15 protein-coding genes are annotated in these 23,405 nt (G+C 41.8%); 6 read left to right on the forward strand and 9 right to left on the reverse strand.

Annotated features, from left to right (window positions below):
* The first annotated feature begins 8 nt into the window (after nt 1-8).
* The 5 genes from BLU33_RS15005 (at nt 9) to BLU33_RS15025 (ending at nt 7,624) form a co-directional block, all read left to right on the forward strand.
* Nucleotides 9-1,868, forward strand: coding sequence for a RagB/SusD family nutrient uptake outer membrane protein (locus tag BLU33_RS15005; RefSeq protein ID WP_091374548.1), 1,860 nt, complete (start codon nt 9-11; stop codon nt 1,866-1,868).
* A gap of 73 nt (nt 1,869-1,941) precedes the next feature.
* Nucleotides 1,942-3,576, forward strand: a complete 1,635-nt coding sequence (locus BLU33_RS15010; protein WP_091374551.1) for an endo-1,3-alpha-glucanase family glycosylhydrolase — start codon at nt 1,942-1,944, stop codon at nt 3,574-3,576.
* A gap of 52 nt (nt 3,577-3,628) precedes the next feature.
* On the forward strand, nt 3,629-5,767 hold the full coding sequence (locus BLU33_RS15015; RefSeq protein WP_091374555.1) for a glycoside hydrolase family 97 protein: 2,139 nt from the start codon (nt 3,629-3,631) through the stop codon (nt 5,765-5,767).
* A 92-nt stretch (nt 5,768-5,859) separates the two neighbouring features.
* On the forward strand, nt 5,860-6,546 hold the full coding sequence (locus BLU33_RS15020; RefSeq protein WP_091374558.1) for a GNAT family N-acetyltransferase: 687 nt from the start codon (nt 5,860-5,862) through the stop codon (nt 6,544-6,546).
* Between the two features lie 73 nt (nt 6,547-6,619).
* Complete coding sequence (locus BLU33_RS15025) at nt 6,620-7,624, forward strand: LLM class flavin-dependent oxidoreductase (RefSeq protein WP_091374561.1); 1,005 nt, start codon at nt 6,620-6,622, stop codon at nt 7,622-7,624.
* 69 nt (nt 7,625-7,693) lie between these two features.
* Here BLU33_RS15025 and BLU33_RS15030 read toward each other — a convergent pair whose 3' ends face one another.
* Genes BLU33_RS15030 through BLU33_RS15040 form a run of 3 tightly spaced genes read right to left on the reverse strand, consistent with a single transcriptional unit; the run spans nt 7,694 to nt 11,084 of the window.
* A complete protein-coding gene (locus BLU33_RS15030; protein WP_091374565.1) occupies nt 7,694-8,800 on the reverse strand; it encodes an NADH:flavin oxidoreductase in 1,107 nt (368 codons plus the stop codon).
* Between the two features lie 18 nt (nt 8,801-8,818).
* Nucleotides 8,819-9,118: an ArsR/SmtB family transcription factor gene (locus BLU33_RS15035; RefSeq protein ID WP_091374568.1), complete on the reverse strand. Its 300-nt coding sequence runs from the start codon at nt 9,116-9,118 to the stop codon at nt 8,819-8,821.
* 55 nt (nt 9,119-9,173) lie between these two features.
* Complete coding sequence (locus BLU33_RS15040) at nt 9,174-11,084, reverse strand: tetratricopeptide repeat-containing sensor histidine kinase (protein WP_091374571.1); 1,911 nt, start codon at nt 11,082-11,084, stop codon at nt 9,174-9,176.
* 180 nt (nt 11,085-11,264) lie between these two features.
* Between BLU33_RS15040 and cysC the strand changes: the two genes are divergently transcribed.
* The gene (gene cysC / locus BLU33_RS15045) at nt 11,265-11,807 is read left to right on the forward strand and encodes an adenylyl-sulfate kinase (protein WP_091374574.1); all 543 of its coding nucleotides are present in this window, start codon (nt 11,265-11,267) and stop codon (nt 11,805-11,807) included.
* Here the strand turns inward: cysC and cysQ are convergent, their stop codons facing one another.
* The 6 genes from cysQ to BLU33_RS15075 all read right to left on the reverse strand — a co-directional run bounded on the left by cysQ (nt 11,808) and on the right by BLU33_RS15075 (nt 23,394).
* Nucleotides 11,808-12,608 carry a 3'(2'),5'-bisphosphate nucleotidase CysQ gene (cysQ, locus tag BLU33_RS15050; protein WP_091374577.1) on the reverse strand — a complete coding sequence of 267 codons (801 nt, stop codon included), beginning with the start codon at nt 12,606-12,608 and terminating at the stop codon, nt 11,808-11,810.
* A 23-nt stretch (nt 12,609-12,631) separates the two neighbouring features.
* On the reverse strand, nt 12,632-15,739 hold the full coding sequence (locus BLU33_RS15055) for a DUF5107 domain-containing protein (RefSeq protein WP_091374580.1): 3,108 nt from the start codon (nt 15,737-15,739) through the stop codon (nt 12,632-12,634).
* Between the two features lie 22 nt (nt 15,740-15,761).
* Entirely contained in the window at nt 15,762-17,294 is a 1,533-nt protein-coding gene (locus BLU33_RS15060; RefSeq protein ID WP_091374585.1) for a M60 family metallopeptidase, read from the reverse strand.
* Between the two features lie 29 nt (nt 17,295-17,323).
* Nucleotides 17,324-20,311: a glycoside hydrolase domain-containing protein gene (locus tag BLU33_RS15065; protein ID WP_091374588.1), complete on the reverse strand. Its 2,988-nt coding sequence runs from the start codon at nt 20,309-20,311 to the stop codon at nt 17,324-17,326.
* 61 nt (nt 20,312-20,372) lie between these two features.
* Nucleotides 20,373-21,782 (reverse strand): aryl-sulfate sulfotransferase, encoded by a 1,410-nt coding sequence (locus BLU33_RS15070; protein ID WP_091374590.1) that lies wholly within the window; start codon nt 21,780-21,782, stop codon nt 20,373-20,375.
* Between the two features lie 94 nt (nt 21,783-21,876).
* Entirely contained in the window at nt 21,877-23,394 is a 1,518-nt protein-coding gene (locus BLU33_RS15075) for a RagB/SusD family nutrient uptake outer membrane protein (RefSeq protein WP_091374595.1), read from the reverse strand.
* Nucleotides 23,395-23,405 lie beyond the last annotated feature (11 nt).

The following is a 23,405-nucleotide window of genomic DNA, read 5'->3' on the forward strand; positions in this document are numbered from 1 at the left end:
TTATTAAAATGATAAAGAAAAAATATATAGCTGCACTCGCATTTATCTTGATAGCGGGATGTAAAAAAGCCCCGGTTAACGTTGGGCCTCCAAATCAATATAGCAGCAGTAATTACCCTACAACTATTACACAACTGCAAACAGTCCTGGTATCGTGCTACTCTGATTTGCGGGATGTTGGCCTGTTTGGGTTTGACTTTTTGCCAAGGATGTTGGGACAATCAACGCATGTGCTTAACGGAAATCCTTTTTCATTTACCGGCGAAATGGCGGCTAACAACCTTACCGTAGGAGATGGAGGTGCACAGGAAACATGGAACGCCTTATATGTAGGTGTAAAAAATTGTAACGTTACTATTTATTCAGCAGGTGTATTATTAAAAACAAACCCATCTGTAGATCAGGCAACTGTTAACCTGATAATTGGCCAGGCTTATTGCCTTAGGGGATGGTATTATATGCAGCTTGAATGTTTGTATGGCGAAGCATATATGCAGGCAGGCGGTGTAAACGGCGACAAACTCGGAGTTCCGTTATATACTGAAGTGCCTCAAAGTTTAGCTGCAACACAAGTAGCACGCAGCCCTGTAAAAGATGTATGGGCATTAATTATAAGTGATGAAAAACAAGCCGCAACATTACTTAAAGGACAAGTTTGGCCTTCTACCGATGAGGCACGGGCCACTGAATGGGCGGCAAAAGGGTTGTTAGGTAAAGCTTACGTTTATACGCAGGACTGGGCCGATGCCAAAGCCACTTTAATTGATGTTATAACAAACAGCGGTAAATCATTAATGCCGTATGCCACCTACCATAATGCGTTTAATGGTGCTAATAAATTCAACACCGAATCATTGCTTGAGTTATATATAGATCCCAATCCACAAGGAGGGTATGGTATTTATAGTGGTAATGTTTCAAACTCGGCAACTATTGATGGGCTTCTATGGCCGCCTGTTACTTTTGGCGGATATAATGGGTCAACCCCTTATAACGGGACAAACAACTCAGTACAGTTTTTGGGTTATGGCGGCAATTTTTACATTCATGATCAGAATATTTTGCGTTTTGGTTATACGCTTGGGAACTACTCGTTGGTTGCTAATCCTAAATATAATGCAGCTGTAGGACCCACTTATTACAATCAGCAGCAGGTAATCGACCCAACGTATCAGCACGCCGCCTTGCAGGCAAGAACAAACAACACTACCGACCCGCGTTTATATGTAAATGCCCTGCAACCCCGGGTTGATTCAGTGCAATTTGATGGCATACATTGGGCGCTGATTGCAAAGAATCCGATTTCAGAGAATCCGATTGTAGAAACTCCACAATCTCCGGCATACGGATGGTCGCTGAGAAAATATTCGCCAATTGATTATAATATATCTGCGAACACTACTGTTACTTCAGATAAATGGGATTACTACCTGCTTCGTTTAGCGGATGTTTATTTATTATATGCTGAGGCCTGCATAGGTTCTGGCGACAATATAAATGGGCTTGAATACCTCAATAGAATTAAACGCAGGGCTTATAGTTTACCTATAACTACACCATCGGTTGTCGATTATAAATCACTAACTGATGCTACACCTGCTGCTAATCCTGTTAGCCCTGATCCTGTTTTGGGTCATAATCCTTTATACTACGAACGCTGGGCTGAATTATTTAACGAAGGCACCTGGTGGTTTGATGTATGCAGGTGGAAATTGGGTGATTCGGAAGCGGCATATTATAAATCAGCCATAGGAGTTCCTAGTCCGCTAACTTTTACCGATAGTAAATCGTATGTATGGCCTATTCCATTGACTGAGATTAACAGTAATAGTAAAATCACTCAAGCCGACCAAAACCCAGGGTATTAATTATAGTTGGTTAAGTGCGGAGCCCCTAAAAAAGGCTTCGCGCTTTTTATCCATTCCCCCAACAAATAGCCATATGCAGTTTAAACACTCAGGGAGATATACAAAATGCTCTCAGTTACTTCTTTTGCTCTTATTTTTCATCAACTGCTCCGTTCATGCGCAGGATTCATTAAAGAATTTGCCTGAATACAGCTTGCCATTAACCGGTGAAAAACTGGTTATAGCCCACTGCATGACTAATATTATCCGCTATAAAGATCACCCCTATGAAGATAGCGGCAACCCTGATTTTTATGATAAAACCGGAAATATTACAGCGCCACTGGGCGGTTTAACACAAGTTAAGCCAATGGCAAATGACCTGATGGCCAATGCTACGCTGGATGAATCGGTTGAGTTTGAGATGAGGGCGGCCATACGCTCAGGGATAGATGGGTTTCAATTTTATTATGTTTTGGGCCTTCCGGATTGGGATAATATTATAAAAGCCTATTTCCGCGTAGCTGAAGCAAAACACCTCAATTTTAAATTCACAGTCTGCATCTCCCACCCTAACGGCGGTACCGAGGCTTTAAAGGTAGCCGAATATGCAAGGCGTATTAATGGTATAATGGACGAGGTAGGCCATAATAACCCGCACTGGCTGCGCACACCCGATGGCAGGCTGGTAGTTTACCAGTGGCTAGGCGATGGACTTGCGGACATACCTGCCGATAAACAAGGCTTACCCGATCAATTTTATATAGCACGGGCCTATAAAAGACTAGCGGATGATGTACATGAACGTTTTGCCTGTGTATATACCATAAACACCATGATAAACAAGCAAAAGCTGGATGATATACTGGATTATTTCCCTGCGGTATGGATCTGGACGTTGCCTTATAGTAACGATTATCTTGGCAACATGGTGGCTGATGAGTGCAAAGCACGCAACCGCAACTTTACAGGATCTGTTTTTTCGGATTTCTATACTTCCAAATTATTAAAAAAAGGAACCTGGGATATGTATCACACAGCAAATGAAGCTGCAGACGCAGGTATAAGCAATGTTGAACGCAAGTATATAATAACCGGCTTATCCTATAATTTCCGTAAGCTGTTTGAGTTCGGCATAAAACAGAATGTGCCCATTATAAATGTTATAACCTGGAACGATTATCCCGAAGGGCATCACCTTGCCCCCGAAATAAATCATAACGATGGTTTCTCCATCCTGCTCAATTATTATAAAAGTGTGTGGAAAGACTTGCCATCACCTTATAGCGACAGGGACGTAGCCGTTGTTTTCTTTAAAAAATACAAACATAATATTACGCCTAAACCTTACAACATACCGGTAAAAAGCTTTCAACGGGAGGTTATACCCACTGTGTGGGAAGATTCAATTGAAGTGGTAACACTGTTGAAAGCTAAAGGCCGGTTAAACGTTAACGGGCAATATAAAGAGGTTGCCGCAGGCTTGGTTTCAACAAAATTTAAGATGAGTGACGGGCCGGTAAACGTATCTGTTTCGCGAAATGATATAGTAACCGTGCATTTTACCACACCCGAAGGAATTACCAGCCACCCGTATCGTGCGGACAGGCTCACCTATAGTTTTAGCAGCGAATTTAACCGTTTTTACAAAGACCTCTATCCCGGCTTTACACCGGAGTATTCGCACGAATACAATCCCGGCTTTGTTAAAAGCGACCAGAATAATTAATAACAAATAAGTTTTAGCCGGAATACGGCCTAAACAATAAACTGATACCACAATGAAAAAATTACTTACCTGCATCATATTAAGTCTTTTTGTGTTCAACCACCTAAAGGCCCAATCGCAGCCAACAACCGTCAGCATGAATAAAGTTAAGCTGGAGTTTATGATGGATGCCGACGGTCGCCCAACATATGCCATATACTACGACCAAAAGCCGGTGATAAAGCCATCACATTTAGGCATCAAAATATTGAATGATGTTGGCATGGACAGCAACTTCGTGGTAACGGGCACCGAGAAAACAACTGTTGATGAACAATGGAAACCAGTTTGGGGAGAGGTAAGCAATATCCGCAATCATTATAACCAGGTAACTTTTCATCTCAGGCAACAAAATAAGGCTGGCAGGTTATTGGATATTGTTTTCCGTGTATTTGAGGATGGCGTAGGTTTCAGGTATGAATTTCCTAAACAGAATAATCTGAAATATTTCATCGTATCAGATGAAGTAACGGAATTTGCCTTAGCCGGTAACAATAAAACATTCTGGATCCCTGGTGATTATGATACCAACGAATATCCTTATACTACATCAAACATCAGCGAGATCAATAACCAGCATATGGTTAATTCATCCGACGATATCGCGGTTAGGGTAGCGCCTGATAAATATGCTGTGCAAACTCCGTTGATGATGAAAACACCAGAGGGATTGTATATCAACATACATGAAGCTGCTTTGGTAAACTATTCGGCCATGCAATTGCATGTGGATACCAGCACCTATAAGCTAACCGCCAGTCTGGTACCCGATGCATTGGGCAATAAGGCATACATCGGCACACCTTGCCACACGCCTTGGCGCACCATTATAGTAAGTAATAAAGCTACCGATATACTGGAATCAAAAATGATCCTCAATTTAAATGACCCATCAAAAATTGAGAATACATCATGGATAAAACCAATGAAATTTGTTGGCGTATGGTGGGAAATGCAAACTGGTAAAAGCACCTGGAACTATTCGGCACGTGCCGATACGGTTGGTGCAAATGGACTGCTCATCCCCAATGGCACACATGGCGGCAACACCGCTAATGTGGAGCGGTATATTGATTTTGCCGCAAAAAATGGCATACAGGGTGTACTGGTTGAAGGCTGGAACTACGGCTGGGAAGAATGGTTCGGTAACTGGAAAGAGCATGTATTTAGCTTTGTAACCCCCTACCCTGATTTCGATGTAGATGCCATAACCAAATACGCCAAAGCAAAAGGAGTGGTTATGATCATGCATAATGAAACCTCAGCCTCGGCTACTGATTACGAACGGCAAATGGATACGGCTTTCAGGTTCATGAACAAGTATGGCTACACTTCGGTTAAAACCGGGTACGTGGGCCGCATTATCCCACGCGGTGAGCACCACGATGGTGAATGGATGGTGAACCATTACGTTCGTGTAGCCGAAAAAGCCGCCCAGTACCATATAATGCTGGATGCACACGAACCGGTTAGGCCTACAGGCTTGCAGCGCACCTATCCTAACTGGATGGCTTGTGAGGCTGGTCGTGGTAATGAATATAATGCCTTTGGGCACGGCAACATGCCGGAGCATGAAACCATAATGCCTTTTACCCGCTTTATGGGTGGCCCGATGGATTATACCCCCGGCATATTTAAAGTACAGGATTTTACAATTCTGCCTGGCAAACGGGTTCATACAACCCTCGTAAAACAGCTGGCCTTATATGTGGTACTTTATAGCCCGATACAAATGGCAGCTGACCTGCCGGAGAATTATGAGAAATACATGGATGCTTTCCAGTTTATTAAGGATGTTGGGGTTGATTGGGATGATACCAAAGTTATTGCCGCTGAACCCGGCGATTATATTACCACTGCACGTAAGGAAAAAGGCACCGAAAACTGGTTTATTGGCGCCGTTACCGATGAAAATGGCCGCGATGAAGTAGTTCCCTTGGATTTTTTGAATAAAGGAACCCAATACGTTGCCACCATCTATGCTGATGCTCCCGATGCCGACTGGAAAACCAATCCTGAAGCCTATAAAATCACTACATATATAGTGGATGCAGGCACTAAACTCAAATTAAAACTGGCTCCGGGTGGCGGCGCTGCTATCAGCATAAAACTTACTACAGCTGATACTAAAGGCATAAAGAAGTATAAATAAAAAAGTAAGCCGGGTAAACAAAATGAAATAGTCACTACAATATACAATGAGGTGTTTTATAACTTTGGCCATCTTATTTTACACCCCATATTGTGGAACATATACTTGATAACCTGGTTTGGAATGCTTTAAATTCCGGCAATAAACATCTGGCAAACGGCAATGAAAACGTTAAATATTTTGCCAAGGAAGTATCACCCTTTGTAGGCCTGAAGGAAACAAACGATGATAACTTTCAACTCCTGTATGATACCATCCCTTTTGATGGTTTCTTCGGGTTCGTAACAAATAATGAGGTCTCGATCCCGGCTCCCTGGAAAATTGCCCGGCACATAAATGTTTTACAAATGGTATTTGATAAACCACTGGAAACTGTTGCCGCAAACCATGAAATTATCTCCTTAGGCGAACATAATGTACCTGAAATGCTTACCCTAACGCAATTAACCAATCCCGGTCCATTTGCAACGCGGACCATCGATTTCGGTCATTACCGGGGTATTTTTAAGGAGAATAACCTGGTAGCCATGGCAGGGCAGCGCATGAACCCTTATCAATATGCAGAGATCAGCGCAGTTTGTACACATCCCGATTATTTAGGAAAGGGTTATGCCAAACAACTGCTTTTAAATCAGATGCACAGGATAAAAGAAGCTTCGGGAATTCCGTTTCTGCATGTATTAGCTGAAAATACAAGAGCTATAAATGTTTATGAAAGTCTGGGATTTGAAACCCGTAAGGAAATTTCCATCTATATCATCCAAAAAGAATCTGCCTGATAGTAAAATGTGAACTCAAAGTCATTTATCGAAACCTGACAATGAGTGCACATCATAAGCTTTATTTTTGAATATGTATTCTAAAGAATTAAGCGACCTATCCTATTCAGTACTTGATTTGGCAACTGTTGTTGCCGGACAGACTATTCAAGGTACCTATCATAATAGCCTTGAAATAGCTCAACAGGCTGAAAAATCAGGTTATACCCGTTATTGGTTTGCCGAACACCATAATATGGCAAATGTTGCCAGCTCTGCCACCGCTGTTTTAATAGGCTATGTTGCAGGTGGTACTAAAACTATCAGGGTTGGATCCGGTGGTATTATGCTGCCTAACCACGCGCCATTAATCATTGCCGAACAATTTGGTACGCTAGCCTCTTTATACCCCAACCGTATCGATCTGGGCCTGGGCCGCGCACCGGGCACCGACCAGGTAACAGCTATGGCTATCCGTGGTGAAAACTTCCATGCTTCGCATTATTTTCCCGAGGATGTACAAAGCCTGCAAAACTTTTTTTCAGCAGATAATTATGATGCTAAGGTCCGCGCCATCCCCGGCGAAGGGATTGATATACCCATATGGATCTTAGGTTCAAGTACGGATAGCGCAAGACTTGCTGCCGCTAAGGGATTGCCTTATGCATTTGCCAGTCACTTTGCCCCCACTTATTTTTTGGAAGCGATTGAGCTTTACCGCCGAAACTTCAAGCCATCAGAACATTTAAAAGAACCTTATGTAATGGCCTGTGTGAATGTGGTAATGGCTGACACTGATGAGGAAGCTGAATACCTATCAACCTCGGTAAAGCAACTATTTATGGGCATAGTAACCGGGAAAAGAAAACCATTACAGCCGCCTGTACATGATATGCGTACCGTTTGGAACGACATTGAAAAGGAAGCCGTTATGCAGATGCTGGCCTATTCTTTTATAGGCGGACCGGAAAAGATAAAAAGAGACATGCAGGCCTTTATTGATAAAACAGGAATTAACGAGGTAATGGCAACTTCGCATATATATGACCATAAAGCGCGGTTAAAATCATACCAACTGCTTGCAGAGGCTTTAAAGTAACGTAGACTTTAAACAAGAAAGCCTGATGTAATCCATCAGGCTTTCTTTGTTTTATATAGATTTCTCGGTTTATGACATTACCAGTTCACCAAGTGCTTCTTTACTAAAGCCTTTTAACTCATCGGTACGGCCTTCTTTTATTTTTTGAGGCCAGAAAGGATCAGCCAATATTGGCCTGCCTACGGCTACTAAATCAAAATCGCCCCTGTCCATGCGTCTAACTAACTCATCCAATGAGCTAGGCTCAGAACTTTCACCGGCAAATGCGCCGAAGAAATCGCCTGTTAAACCTACCGAACCAACGGTGATAGTAGCTTTACCGCTAACCTTTTTTACCCATCCGGCAAAATTCAGGTCAGAACCTTCAAACTCTGGCTCCCAAAAGCGGCGTTGCGAAGCATGAAATATATCTATACCTGCATCAGCTAGAGGGTTTATCCAGGCTTCCATTTCCTGCGGGGTTTTAGCTAATTGATTAGTATAAGCCGACGGTTTAAATTGCGATAAACGTATAATAACGGCGAAATCTTCACCCACACGTTTTCTCACTTCTTTTATAACCTCAATAGCAAAACGGCTGCGCTCAGGCAAGGTTTTACCACCATAAATATCAGTACGTTCATTTGTACCTTCCCAAAAAAACTGGTCGATCAGGTAACCATGTGCGCCATGTATCTCTACACAATCAAAACCTAAGCTTTTAGCGTCGGCCGCTGCCTGGCCATATGCTTTAATAACATCGGCAATATCACTTTCGGTCATGGTTTTACCATTGTTAAAACCGGGGCGATTCAAACCTGATGGCCCTTCAAATGGTTCAGATGGCACCCAACCCGAACGATGATTGTCCATAATGCCCATATGCCAGATCTGAGGCCCCATGGCACCACCAGCGCTATGCACACCATCAATTACGTTTTTCCAGCCGGCCAATGCTTGTTCACCATAAAAATGAGGAATATTAGCATCATTTGATGAAGATACACGGTTAATTACCGTTCCTTCTGATAAGATCAAACCAGCTTCGCCTTCGGCCCTTTTACGGTAATACGCGGCAACGTCAGCTGTAGGAATGCCATTAGGCGAAAATGAACGCGTCATGGGCGCCATAACTATGCGGTTCTTTATATTTAATGATTTGAGGCTAAATGGCCTGAATAAGCTATCGGTATTCATATATGTATGTTTAATTTTTTAAATTTCTGATTGAATTAATTGACTTAAAGCTGCAAATGCTTCTTCGTTTCTTTTGTAATAGGTCCACTGCCCTTTACGGGTTGAGGTAACCAGGCCTGCACGCTGTAAAACAGATAGATACTCTGATACTGTAGATTGCGTAAGCCCTGTTTTTAGCTGGATCTGACCAACGCAAACCCCATCGGCATAGCCATGAACTGCTTGTTCCGGAAAACTAAACTCAGGGTCTTTAAGCCATGCTAATATCTGCAGTCTGGTTTTATTGGAGAGTGCCTTAAAAATTTCTACCTGATCCATAGTACAAAGATATATCGATTATTCCCGATATACCAATTATCTTGAGGTTATGACGCTAAGCTGATATTGGAGGGTCAAACAAGGTTAAGCGGGTAACCTGATGGTTGCTGTTTATAGGCAGCTCTATAAAAAACTCTGTTCCCATATCTGCTTCGCTTTTAAACCATATTTTACCGTTATGGGCCTCCACAATTTGTTTGCTGATGTATAAACCCAGCCCATAAGGCTGCTCGCCCTGCGTGCCTTTACGTTTAGCAGTGGTAAACGGATCGAATATCTTATTTTGTATGATAGTTGGGATGCCCATGCCTGTATCCTTTACAATGATCAATACCTTATTTTGCAGTAATTTGGTATCAATATGTATTTCGCTCCCTGCCGGACTAAACTTGATAGAGTTAATGATCAAATTATTCATTACCCGCCAAAGCTTTTCTTTATCGCCCTGGATGATAACCTGCAAATTGGTACTTAATACAAGCTGCTGATTTTTGTCTTTTGCCCTAAAACTAAGCAGGTGTACGCATTGATGTAATAATTCGTCAATGTTTATACCCTCTCTCTTAACGTTCTTATGCTGATCAAAATCAGTATCCATCAGTTCGTTTATCAGTTCCATGCAATTCTTGCTTGATTCCTGCAATAGGTTCATCAATTCTTTAGCTTCATGCGATAAGTTTCTATCAGCCTGAACAATACCGGCAATAGCGCTGATGCCCCCAATGGGGTTACGAAGATCATGCGCTACAATTTTAATTACACGGGCATAGTCCTTATTCATCACATCCAGGGCCTCCATAGTTAACTCCGATTGCTGAAACTGTAAGCGCAATGCTTCGGCGGTCCTGTTTAGTTTTTTCCAGTTACGCCATAATATCAGCAGTATAATAATAGTTAGTATACATACCAATACGGCAAGTGTCAAAAACAGCTGCTGGTAGGTGGATTGCACATGGGCCGACTCAAGTTGCTGATCTTTCAAGGCATATTCTATATAATCAATCCCCGAATTATTATCAATCTTTTCCTGCATATCATTCAGCTCTAGCAATTCGCGGCTGTAATAAAAAGCAGTTGCATTATCTTTTTTTGCAATATAAAAATCATATAATTTTCTAATAATTAAGCTATTATAAACTCCATATCCTTTTTGTCTGGCTATTTCAAGGCCCTGCCTATAATAATTTATGGCCTTTGCCGAATCAGTTAGGGTAAACTGATCACCAAGGTCAATAAGCATATCCAGCGATAAATAATAAAGATTGCTGCTTAGCGTATTAGCTGCATCCTGCTGTAATAATGCTATGCCTTTAGCGGGCTCACCATTCTTTATATAATAATCTGCTATCAGCTGTTCAATGGCCAGCAACACCCTTTTATCATTATACTTTGTAGCAATTTGCTTTGCCCGGTTAATATAAATCAAAATAGAATCTTTGCTAATACTGCCTGGATATTGCAGGGTATAGTTGTACAAAACCAATGACATGATGGAATCGCGGCTTAAGCTTTTACCCTTTTCAATGGCCTGTTTATATGTATTTATAGCTTTCTGGTTCTTCCCTATTTCCTGGTATACCATAGCTATGTTCATGGTAGCCAGCACCATGTTTGACGTGTCGTTTATTGCTTTGTAGCTATTAAAAGCATCATTGTAATAACGGAGCGCCAATTGCAGGTTCCCCCGCATATCGAATATGATACCCAGATTATTTGTGGCATCGGCTTTGCCTTTGGCATATTGCAACCTATCGGCTATACTGCGGGCGCGGTCTGTGTAGTAAAAGGAGCTGTCTAGGTTGTTTTCATAAGATAGCATTCCCAGTCTGTTGAGGGCATCAACATAGCGCAGACTATCATGTATATATGGCAGTTGCTTTTGTATTTGCCTGATGTTATCCAATTGCGCATAGCACAAACGACACATCAATACCAATAAAGCAACCAATACCAAAACTCTCTTCATTGGATATGGATCAGGTACGACAAGCTAAAAATAAAAAATATAAATACCTAATATAAAATAAGGCTGTTAATAAAAATGCATATAACTCTCTTTAACGCAAGCTGTTGACTGAAAGTTGAATTAGTTGTATTTTTATTAGCGCAGGCCGTATATTAGGGAAGTAATTAATGATTTTAAAAGATGGGGAAAGAGGCTAATATTGATAAGAATGGAGGCGTTATCTGGCTCTATGGCATCTCGGGCGCTGGTAAAACTACTATATCCAAATTACTTAAGGAGCAGCTTAGCCAGGCAGGCTATTTATCAATTATACTGGATGGTGATGAGTTAAGGAGTGGTATTAATAACGACCTTTCATTTACGCAGGCCGACAGATCAGAAAACATAAGGCGGGTGGCCGAGATGGCAAAACTGCTGGCAAAGAATAACATCCTGGTGATATGCGCCCTCATCACCCCGCTACAGGAACACAGGGCATTGGCCAGGAAGATCATCAATGAGAATTTCTACGAGATATTTATTAATTGCCCGCTGGAAGTATGTGAAAGCCGCGATGTGAAAGGCCTATACAAACTATCACGGGCAAAAAAGATCGAAAATTTCACCGGAATAGACTCCGGTTTTGAGTATGCAAATCATGCAGACCTGGTATTGCTAACTGCCGATTCTACCCCGCAGGCATCTATGCAGATATTGTATGATTTCCTGTTAAAGCAATTCTGATCACTCCGCAATTACGCGGCTAATGCTGCAAATAAAGCTGCTGTTGAGTAATGAGGGTTTGTTGTAAACGAAGGGCTCGCCATTGGGCATAGCCATATAAGCCCCGCTGTAAATAGCTATGGCATGGCCCGCTGCGGTATCCCACTCCATAGTTGGGCCATGGCGGTAATAGACCTGGGCGCTTCCCTCGGCTATCATACAAAACTTTAGCGAGCTGCCTGCAGATATGATGTTGGTTACATTATATTTTGCCAATAAAGCGGCTTCTTCATCCGATGAATGTGTACGGCTGCCTACAGCTGTCCAGTTATCAATTTTCGGGGATAAAAAAAGATGTTTTACCCCTCCGTCAGCCGCTATCTTCCAGCTACCGATCTTTGAGCCGCCAAAATACATAATACCGGTTACCGGCACATAAATCACACCTAAAACAGGCTTATCTTTATAGATCAAAGCGATGTTCACGGTGAATTCACCGTTGCGTTTAATAAACTCTTTGGTGCCGTCCAATGGGTCAACGCACCAGTAATAATCCCAGGCTTTCCGTTCTTCGTAAGGAATATTCTTGCCTTCTTCGGATAACAGCGGAATCTCAGGCGTTAATGCAGCTAATCCGGCGGCAATAATTTGATGAGAAACTGAATCGGCCAGCGTAAGCGGCGATTCATCGGCCTTATAGGTTACCGAGCTATTCTCCGGGTCATCGTTATACACTTTTAATATGCCTGCACCAGCCTGTTTTGCAATGGCAAGCAGTTTATCAATATCGATTTTATGGTCGTTATTTATATTGAATATCATTTTTAGAACCCGGATTTTAATCGTCAGTCAGTTAACCGCTCAATTATACGAACTCCGGAGTCATTTATATCACTTTTTGCTGATTTTTTATTTTCAAACACTTGTTTGCACCAGGCTACTATTTTATTATCAGGATATTGCTTTACCTGTGCATTCAGCCAATTTGTTGCTGATGCTTTTCCCTGCAATTTCTCAATAGCCCAGGCAGCTGCCAGATCATTAGCCGGGATAAAATTGCTAACCGTATTCTCAATTTTAGGCTGAAACTGCACAATGGCTTGCAGGCTTTCATTGGCCTCCTTGCGCTGCCCTGATTGCTGGTAGCAGAGGTAAGTCATCCAATCCTCTAAACGTTCATCCAGGTTATCCTGATAAGGTTTGCCCACACCTAAATTGAGCGGCCATTTTTTTGCATCAGTAATAAAAGTTAATGCCGATGCATATCTTTTTGCCTTCATCTCATCAATAGCCTGCATCAGCTCAGCCTCACGGTACAACTCACGGCCAATAGTAGCTCCTTCAAATGGCAGGATATCAATTTTCGATAACAGATCGGTACATGGTTTGTAACGTTTGTTTAGCAGTAACGCTTTTGCATATAGCATACCCATTATATAATTTTCGCTGTGCGACTTATAGAATGGCTCAATAGTAGCCAATGCATTGGCAGGCTGGTCGTGGTCGATATAATATTCCGTCAATAATTTACAATAGCGCCACTCGCCTTTGTTTAAGCTTACCGCTTTTTGCAGATCGGTTACATCTGTTGCACCCATAACCATAGCGGCACGGGCAGCATAAAACGGTGCAAATTGCGGTTCATTACCACAGGCTGTGAACAGCTTTTTACTTTCTGCTATGCGGTTCCTGTCCTTGTATAATAAAGCCAGGTAATACTTAGGCTGCCAGTTATTACCTTTTTGCATCGCCCAAAGCAATACTTCTTCGTCAGCCGAACGGTATGGGAATACAAATGCCGGTGATGCATTATTGGCTTTATCTAAATAAGTAGAATATGATCTTCCCGTTTTATTCTCTAAAAATGCCAGCCAGTAATCAATCAACGCGTTTTCAGGTGATAGTTGCAAAACCTTTTCGCTTTCAGCATAGCAACCCATTTTATAATAGTCTGTGGCTAATTGCAAATAAGTTTCAATAGGTTGCTCATCACGGATCATGGAAGTAAATGCCGTTTTACTTTCTTTTGATGGTTGCAGCAGGTACTTTTCAAATTGCGCAAAGTGGTTAAGCTGGTCAAAAGACAAAATTGTATCCAGCACCCTACCCGCATTTTCCTTTTCGCCCTTATTACGATAAGCAATCGCTTCCGTCTCTAACGCGGCAATATCATACTTATTAAAGCTAAGCGCTTTTGAAGCAAACTCCAATGCTTTATCCCAGTTCTTTTCTTTTATGTGTAAACTGCTCAGGCCATTGTAAGCGGCGCTCCGGTAATCCATACTCAGGCCTGCTATATCGAAGCCATCTTCAGCATCAATTGTATTACCCAATTGCGCGTTAATTACACCATAGTAGTAATTAGCTCCACCATCATACGTATCAATACTCAATGCTTTTTTAGTTAATTGCAAAGCCTCCGCATAACGCATGTTATGGTATTGGAGCTCCGCCATTTTAACTAAAGCAGGCAAGTAGTTCGGATCTTTCTGTAAAGCTGCCTGTAGTTTTATTTCTGCGGATGGATACATTTTCTGATCTATAAGCTCAGCACCCTGGATATATAATCCGTAAGCAGAATTCCAGTCGAAATCCTTTGGTGAATCCAGTGGTCTGCTAATATTGCCTGCATCAGGTTTTGAATCATAAACTAGCTTATTGCCGCCTAATGTTACTACCAGGTTATCTGCATTCACATTAATTTTAACAGAATCGGCAAATGTGTTAAGCGGAGTTAAGGAAACTGTGTTGTTGTAGACAATCTTATCACCATCTTTAACCTGAAGCGTATCGGTTAACTTTTGAACAGGATTTAAATATAGTTTTAACCAACCATTCTCATATTTCACATTCAACGCCCCATATTGATTAGCCACTACAAAACCCTTGGTTTTTAAAACAGGGTACCAATATTCTGTCCAGGTATCAGCCGCATTGGGTGCAAAGCTTTTGTGTTTAAATGGCGTGAAAGTACTTTTATCAGCAGTTTGGTTAAATAACCTGCCCGATTGAATTTCTGAATATTGCCCATCGGTATCGGTGAGTTGTTTTTCCCATATCATGCCTTGTTGCGATAATCCCCAGATCCAGATCTTCTTCCCCGCTTTATCCTCGTGACCACCATAACGGGCCATACCGAAATCATCATCGTGCCAGTAAGCGCCAAAAAAGTCGGTGTATTTACCGAACACGTGGTATGATTTGTAAGCGCCAAAATTGTTGTTCTCATACAAAGAAACATCCTTGCCATTCTGCTTATTTATTGGCCAGTCGCCATGCTCACCCTCATGGCCCAGGAAATGCGTACCCGGGAAAATGTATTGCAAATTGCCCTTTACCTTTATCCCGGTATTCATCCAGTGATAGTATGGCTCTTCAATTGTGTTTGAGTTATACCAGAATGATTTGGTAGTAAAGTACGCTTTATCCTTCGGCAGGTTGATCTCCATCGTCCAGTAGGTACTGGTGAGCAGGTCAAGCACACTAATGATACAGCTTACGCTGCCATCCTCATTTTTACGAGTGAGATAATCAACCGGTGTAACAGAATTTGGCGTATGTCCGATAATACCATAGTTGGGCTCAATACCACCGCTCGTCCACGGGCCGCGCATGGCAATATCACGGAACTTAACCGCATGGTTATAATAAATAAAAGATTTCCCTGTGGATTTTTCAACGGCCGACCAGATCTTGCCCCCTATCTCCGGCAATATCATCAGCTTGATATAATCGTTTTCCAGCTCTACTATTTTCCATTCCTTTTGTACCGGTTTATCGGTAAAACCATCGTAACGGAAATAGGGATAGATATTGGTATACGTGGGTATAGGGTTTGGATCCGAAAACGGGTAGGTGGTAAACGTTTTATTGTACTCGTTGATAGTCGCATTGTTCTGCGCAAAACCAGGGATACAATAGCAGAGAAAAAATAACAAAACTAATTTTCGCATGTTGAGTATTTTAGCAGTTCAATTAATTTACTGGCGGAAAATTATAAGGCATCCATTTTTCAAGGCCACCTACTTGTTTTTTTGCTTCTGGGCTAACAGGAAGCCCCCATGCTTCAAAAAATGGAGCGATGTTTCTTCCCGTTACTTTTGAAAATGTGGTTACCCACAGATCCAGTTTCTTCTGTTCGGTATTGGCATAACTGCCGGTAGTATCTTTAGCTGCCATTGATTGGTACTCGCGAAAAAAGCTTTTAAATGCTTCCCATCCAAAACCTTCCTGCAGCTGTCGGAAAGTGATCAATCCTAAGAACGGATCCTTCTGCCATTTTTCATAACTGACGCCATCGTTGAAATATTTTTTCATAGCTTTTTGGGTATAGGCATTAGCAATATTGCCGTGTGCATTATCGCGCCCACCCATCAAACGGTCGAACATATAGATCGAAAACAGATTATTGCTCACCTCTGTAGTACCGCCAAATACCCAATCCATATTTTGCATATCATGCCCAATTTCATGAAAAAAGCCCCAGTTGGCCCCACCCTTGCTCGGTTGCATAAGCAGCTCAGGATTGGCTATGATATCTTCGGAAAGCATATGTTTTACGGGCGAGTGATGCACCATAATAGGATACCCGCTATGCATAAAACCGCCCCCGATATGTTCATCAATAACCAGGCGTTCTGCCCTGTAAAATGGTTGCGGAATTTGCGCCAGGTCCATTTCACCTTCAAGAATAAGGTCCCATAATTTCATCACTTGGTCAGGATGCTGTACTTTCTGTAATACGGAATCAGGAATAGTCAATATAATATTATCCGATGCCAGCTCTCCCCATGGGGCTTTATTATTTTTAAGCTGTGCTTCCCATTCTTGCTGTGTTGTTTCATCTAATTTATAAAGCGGAGCCGCTACGGCATGTTTGATGGTTATGTCCTGCTCCCAATCAGCCGAGCGTGGCGAAGCAGTTATATAGATAAGCCCGCCGAAAGGAGAAGCCACCCTGGTAGTTACCTTCTTCAATTCCTGGGTTTTTACAATAATTGGTATCCTTCGCCAATTTTCTTTAGCCGCTACCCATTCATTAAGCCTGTCCGAGTGGCAACCTATTTGTACTACCACGCCCTTATCTTTTAAACTGGCCGGAATAGTTATTTCAACATATTGCCCCGGCACGGCATAAAGCCCGGTACTGTACATAATGTTGGCCCATTGGTCGGAGTAATCTAATTTTGAAGCAATAGGTACCAGCTTATCCCTTATTTTTTGGTGTTTTATTTTCACCACGCGGTTTGTAAAAACATAACCGTCCTTTACTTTACCCGGAAAATTATCAGCCGAAGGGTGCGCCTTTATTTTCTTGTAATCTTCAATTTTTAATTGGGCATCGCACCACGCTGCAACCTGGGCACGAAATACAGTATCCTTAGCCGACAGCGGTTTTTCAGGTGTGATGATAATATTAGCAGGCGTTATAGCATCCTTTTTATCCTGAGCATAAACGTTACCTATTGCCGAGCATATAAAAAAGGTGATAAACCATTGTTTTTTCATAATGAAAAGCTTTGATCTTGTATTTTATATTATTTAATAATCAGCAACCAGCCTTTAGCCCTCTCAACCGGGATCTTTTCATCTAATTTAAAGCTGCGTGCAGTCTGGAATTTATCAATCTCTGGCGCGGTAATAGTCGCTTTTGACGGATCGATGCCTAACTGTTTCCAATCAATCTTTAACTGGATAGTAGTATCCGCATCAGCCCAGCTTGCAATTGAAACCAGTACCGCACCGTTCTTTTTGTAAACCGTTGCTAATACTTTATCATTATCAGTTTTAACCGGGTTGGTATCTACCCAATAGCCTATCATTTTTGTGCCCTTCATGCCAAAGCTATCCCAAACTTTCCATATCGGGCGAGGGTCTGCGCCATCGCTCCATGGCAAGCGGTTAGTCATGCCGTATACCATACCTCTCCAGGCATTGCCACCACCTTGCAGCATCTCACCCATTAAACCAAACGGGATCCCGCTTACTTCAGTCAGGAAGAAATCAGGCGTGTTATGCTCGTAATCGAAGTATTCACCAAACCATAAACGGTTCAGGTACGGGAAGTGCTCCATGTATAAATTGGCGCTGTTATTAAAACCATCAGCCTTATCATATTGGTTGGCTGAGTGCAGGTCGATAATTCCCGGGTGACCGTCTTTGGTCAATACACGCTTAACACGTTTCATAGTAACACGGTCAAATGCCACATCATCCAGGTAAATACCATCAATACCTACATTTTGCGTAAGCCAATTCATGCCTTCCACGTAGTAGTTGTGCCAGCGGTTCTGGCCGCTGTTAATGATGGCTGCATCCTTTAATTCAGGTACAAACCAGGCAGCTATATAATCGTTGCCTAAATGTTCCTGTAACCAGCTAAAGCCGCCACCTTTACCCGGCGAATAGATCTCATGACCCAGACTGCGCATTGCAAAAGTTTCATAAGCATGATCAGATAACTCACGGATAGTGTTATATATCTTCACCTTCAAACCAGCATCATGCGCGCTGTCAATATAAGCCTGCATTTTTTTCCAGGCGATGAACGGATAGTTGATGAATGGATTGATTGCCGTAGCGTGGTGTATATTGATGATGGTTGCACCTGCTGCTTTAATCGTATCGATAGGTTTGTATGCGTGATAGAATCTATTGTCCCATTGAAAATCGGTATTAATTGTATGGAACGGTGTGATCAGCAAGTTGAAGTTATAATACAGCACATCGCCTTTTTTCATTTGCCTTTCGCCGCTGTAGTTATTGGCTAATATGGCCTCACCTTTTTCAGCTACGGTTATACCGCCTTTGTTATCATTAGCCCATGAGGTTGGCAATAACAATGGTTTTTGCAGATAGAAGTTTGTATTCAGCGGCCTTACATATTTTTCATCACGCAGTGAATATTGTAAACCGGCATTTACGGTACCTATCCATGCACCATCCTGATTTTTGTGCGCCACATCCCATTTCCACTCAAAGTTATCCGGGCGGTAGCCACCTTTTTGGCCCAGTCCCATCAGGTATTTAGCTACATCCTTTTTAAAAGGGATATGCATGTCAATATCTTTCAGATCAGCATCTTTCAATGCTTCAACTTTTACGGTGTAGGCAATAAAACCATCAAACTCAAGCGATGCTGTTACTTCCATTTTCAGGGTATCGTTACTGCTAGTGGCTGCCCATTGTACAGTGCCCGGCTCTGTTTTGGTGAATTGCACGCCTTTGCTTTTCAGCACCATGTTTTTACCATCAGGTTTAACAAAGTGGAAATGAATGGCCTCAGTCAACAGGTTATTTGGCGTTTTGGAATACTCCGTCATTTCCGGGGTATAGAACGTTTGGATCTGGCTCGGGAAACCATCTTTATTAACGGTTACTTTTCTACCTAATAAACTGATCTCATTACCTTTTACTACTAACGGTGTATACGGTGCAATTACTGTATTATCCTGCGCCATAGTTGAATTTAACCAACGTAAGCGGGTCATTTTCCATGGCTCGTTTACACCACCATCTTTTAACAGCTGACTGTTAACTTTCAGGGATATGGTAATCTCCTTAGCAGTTTTTCCATTTATGCTGATGATTGCCTTACCTGTATAAGTTGCAGGCGCTGCATCTTCAGGCACATCAATCCCGCACCATAAAGCCTGAATTTTGCCTTTGGTCACATCCACTGTTTTGCTGAATGGCACACCACTGTAGCTAACACCATTATTGTTGATACAAAACAGTTTGTTGGCCGCAATAACTTTACCGCCTGCAGCAGTAAGATTAGTGAAACTCACCTTTACATTTTGCAGATCACGCAAAGCGTATAACCCTAATTGAAATGCGAAATTCTCATTGCGCGCGGCTTCCCCGTCAAAATGAGATTGCGGGCCACGCTCAATCCAGCGCTGCGGTAGGTCATCTGTCATGCGGATGGAATAGATCCTATCTTCAGGGAAAACCAGAAAATCTTCACCTGTATGTTTGCTCAATAGCTGATCCGTTTCAGCTTTTGTAGCGATAACTTCCATCGGGTAAAAAGTATTGAAACCATCAATTGATTGAAACTCCTTTACATTAGCCAATGGAATTGCAGTTGCTGAACTTAAAGCACTCAACCAATCAGTACTGGCTGTTATTTCCGGCTTTAAATAAACACCTTTAGGATAGTTGGAACGTCCCTCATTTTTTGATGGCAGATAGTACACATAGTAAGTGCCCTTGCCTGATGTTGGCTCAAAATAGATCTCACCGGTTTCGCGATTAATGTTACCGGTTTTTACGTTGGTTATTTTTTGTGATGTTGCTCCATCCTGGATAATGATGCGTTTATTTTCGGGGTCATTATCTCTTCTCCGCCACGGGATAATAGCTTTTGCTATTTTACCGGAGCCGCTAAATGTTAATACAACCCTGTGATTACCTAATGTATCCGGCAGCCAGCACTTTTCGCAATTGGTGTAGGGAATACTTTGGGAATAAGCGCTGATACCTGATAAAAGAAGAGTAAGAGCGAACAATACTTTTTTCATAAAAATAATTTAGTAGGTACTTATGTTTTTTGTTAAAAACCAGGGTATTAATAATTCTTGTTTAAGGTTTTAAATATGGTGCAAGCTGATCTATTCTCACAAACTCAGCCCGGTAGCTCGGCATGGCCATTTCCATCGTCCATAACAATATGCCTTTTTTATCAGCCAAAACCAATATGTGGCGTTTTGAACAGCAAACCAATAATGAGGTATCGTTTATCATGTAAGCGCTACCCATCCGGCCATTAAATACTTCTTTGGGTAGCTGTATGTGAAAATCTATAGTTGAGGTTTGTTTGGCTTCGTTCAGTTTCATGGCAAATACGCCCGACTGCTGCTTTTTAACGCCATTATCAAAAAACATCAGGTTACCATCCTGGTTAATGTGGACGGCATGCGCCTGGGTAAAATCACATTCGGCAGGCATGGCAACGGTGCCGCCTTTGCCAAATTTCCATATTACTTTACCAGTTTTTGAGTCGACTTTCCATATTTGGCCGGTATTGAAAAATGAGATGAGGTAATTACCATCGGTATCATAATTCAGGCTGTTGGCATGTGTCCAGTCTTTTTTTGTTTTAAGGATATTGGGGTCTTTAAGCGGGTCGACGGCATCAAAAACGCTCCATTTCCAAATCTTTTTTGCGTGGCTGTCAAATACAATAATGCCATCGCTGTTAACGGTATCCTGTTTGCTACCACCAACGGAGCTCAGGTCCATAATTTTCTTATCAACGCTAAGGGTCACTAATTGGCCTTTATCGTTCTTTAAAATTTCGTGGTGAATGATCTGCGTAAAATCCCCCTGACCTTTTTTCAAATTCAGGATGGTATCGCCCAGTAAATTCACTTCCAGTATCTGCCTGCCATAACTGGTAGGGTCATCATTTGTGCCCAACAGGGCAAGTATAGTTTTATCTTTTGTATAATGCACAACCTTATAGGCCATACCATCAACGGTGTGATACCATCTGAGCTGCCCTTTATAATCAACCAAAAAAGCAGTACCGGGTGCATAATTTTTATTGAGCAGTATTAATCCATCCTTAAATTGCTGTGGTATTAATTTAGGGAAAGTATTAATGGCTTTAAATTGTTCCTGCAACCACAGCGGGAGGTCGTGTGATTTAAATGTGTAAGTTTTACTTACTTTTTTAACCCCATTATCAATAGTAATAATGCGATAAGCGTAATTTGTTTTAGGGGATATATTGCAAAGTACAAGTGAGTGCTGCGTTGCATTTTTCACCGTGGTGGATCGCATAGTATTTGTACTATCGTTCCCTGTCCAATATTCAGCATAGGCATCAACCGGTTCATCAGTTAACACATCTATTTGAATCTTTAGTTGATTATTGTTGTGTAAACCGATATGTATTTCCTTTATAATATTTCCACCGCTGTTAAAGCATCCCGAAAAGATAATGGTGAGGAGGAGCGGGATTATATATCCAAAAATATTTTTCTTCATTTGGCAATTTACGCACATAGCTAAATAATAATCAAGAATATATTATGCGTTTTATTGCATAATATATTCTTGATATTACAGGTATAAACCTGTTTTATTGTTCCCTTCCTGCATTACTCAGGTTCGGATCGATCTGAACCTGGTTAAGCGGATAAGAAAAGTATTGATCTTTAGGTAAACTTATTGTATTTGTTTGCCCTATAGCTTTAAGATAGGCATTTACAATCACATCATACTGGCCCATACGTAACAGATCGGCCCTTCTTTTTCCTTCATAGAAGAACTCCCATCCCCGCTCTTGTAAAATTGCTAACCTTAAAGATGTTTGTGTATAGTTACCTAAAACAAGCGGTGTGGCATGTGAACGTTGCCTAACCTGGTTTATTAACCCTATAGCTTCAGAAGTAGGGCCGTTTAGTTCGTTCAAAGCTTCTGCCCTGCTCATTAACACATCAGCATAACGCAAAATGTCTACACTGTGCCCATCATAGTAATTATTTATTGAACCGGTTGAATCGGCGTATTTTGAAGTCGCAACATCAGGCATATACAATACGCCGGCAGGTGGTGTAGCGCCTAGCGTTGGCGCTTCTTCGTGTATCAGCTTGTCAGTTCCTTTATATTTAGGGAAGAACTCTTTTTTACGATCATCATTATCGGCAAAACTGTGATAAAAAGGCCAGCTTGCCGCGTAATATTGCCACCTGTTTGTTATAACCGGGTGTACCAACGGCCCAAAGTGGTTCATTAATTCAGTTCCGTTTACGTTAGCATCACTTAATACCGAGAATATATTTTCAGAACACCATTTATTAGCCTCTAAAAATAAGCCCTGATATGAAGGGTATAATGAATATGTTCCTGAGCTTATTACAGCTTGTGCCATATCAGCCGCTTTTTGCCATTGATGCTGGCGCAGATACAGCCTCATCAATAATGTCATGGCTGCACCCTTGGTAGCACGGCCCACATCATTAGTACTATAAATTGGGTTATTAACATAATTAACCGGCAGTACAGCAGCGGCACTTGTTAAATCTGATATCAACAATGTTTCAATATCAGCAACTGAAGTAACCGGCGGCTGACTTAAATAATTGGGGTTAGCAAGGTCCTTTTCTGTTGCCAAAATCACAGGCCCCCAGGCATCAGTTAGGTCCATATAAGCCACGGCACGCAAAAATTTTGCTTCTGCCAAAAACTGGGCTTTTTGAACATCCGAAATTGATGTCATTGGTGTAATATTGTAAATGGCGCTATTGGCATTTGATATCAGCTTATATATCTGTCTCCAATCTTCGGCAAGCAAACCATTTGCGGAGTTCCAGGTAGCTAATGAAAGCTGACCAGGGTCACCGCCATAGCTGCAATGGCCCACATCCGTTGGCAGGTCAGTTAAAGCGAAGTGCCTTACAGTCCAATAATCAAAATTATCGCCTACTGATGGCCCTTTTAAACGGGCATAAACAGCGTTTACCGCTGCAATAGCGTCAGACTCAGTGGTAAAAGCATTCACACTGGTAAGGCTGCTAGTCACTTTGGGGTCGAGGTTCTTATTGCAGGAGAACTGCAGTATAATCACCGGGATGAGTAATAAAATATATTTTTTCATTTCTTTTAAAA

Origin of the sequence: Mucilaginibacter mallensis (genome assembly GCF_900105165.1) — a bacterium.
Lineage (GTDB): Bacteria > Bacteroidota > Bacteroidia > Sphingobacteriales > Sphingobacteriaceae > Mucilaginibacter > Mucilaginibacter mallensis.

Excerpts from the sequence above, each read along its gene's own strand:
- BLU33_RS15005 (WP_091374548.1), top strand. The coding sequence starts at position 9 with ATGATAAAGAAAAAATATATAGCTGCACTCGCATTTATCTTGATAGCG.
- BLU33_RS15010 (WP_091374551.1), top strand. The coding sequence starts at position 1,942 with ATGCAGTTTAAACACTCAGGGAGATATACAAAATGCTCTCAGTTACTT.
- BLU33_RS15015 (WP_091374555.1), top strand. The coding sequence starts at position 3,629 with ATGAAAAAATTACTTACCTGCATCATATTAAGTCTTTTTGTGTTCAAC.
- BLU33_RS15025 (WP_091374561.1), top strand. The coding sequence starts at position 6,620 with ATGTATTCTAAAGAATTAAGCGACCTATCCTATTCAGTACTTGATTTG.
- BLU33_RS15030 (WP_091374565.1), bottom strand. The coding sequence starts at position 8,800 with ATGAATACCGATAGCTTATTCAGGCCATTTAGCCTCAAATCATTAAAT.
- BLU33_RS15035 (WP_091374568.1), bottom strand. The coding sequence starts at position 9,118 with ATGGATCAGGTAGAAATTTTTAAGGCACTCTCCAATAAAACCAGACTG.
- BLU33_RS15040 (WP_091374571.1), bottom strand. The coding sequence starts at position 11,084 with ATGAAGAGAGTTTTGGTATTGGTTGCTTTATTGGTATTGATGTGTCGT.
- cysC (WP_091374574.1), top strand. The coding sequence starts at position 11,265 with ATGGGGAAAGAGGCTAATATTGATAAGAATGGAGGCGTTATCTGGCTC.
- cysQ (WP_091374577.1), bottom strand. The coding sequence starts at position 12,608 with ATGATATTCAATATAAATAACGACCATAAAATCGATATTGATAAACTG.
- BLU33_RS15055 (WP_091374580.1), bottom strand. The coding sequence starts at position 15,739 with ATGCGAAAATTAGTTTTGTTATTTTTTCTCTGCTATTGTATCCCTGGT.
- BLU33_RS15060 (WP_091374585.1), bottom strand. The coding sequence starts at position 17,294 with ATGAAAAAACAATGGTTTATCACCTTTTTTATATGCTCGGCAATAGGT.
- BLU33_RS15065 (WP_091374588.1), bottom strand. The coding sequence starts at position 20,311 with ATGAAAAAAGTATTGTTCGCTCTTACTCTTCTTTTATCAGGTATCAGC.
- BLU33_RS15070 (WP_091374590.1), bottom strand. The coding sequence starts at position 21,782 with ATGAAGAAAAATATTTTTGGATATATAATCCCGCTCCTCCTCACCATT.
- BLU33_RS15075 (WP_091374595.1), bottom strand. The coding sequence starts at position 23,394 with ATGAAAAAATATATTTTATTACTCATCCCGGTGATTATACTGCAGTTC.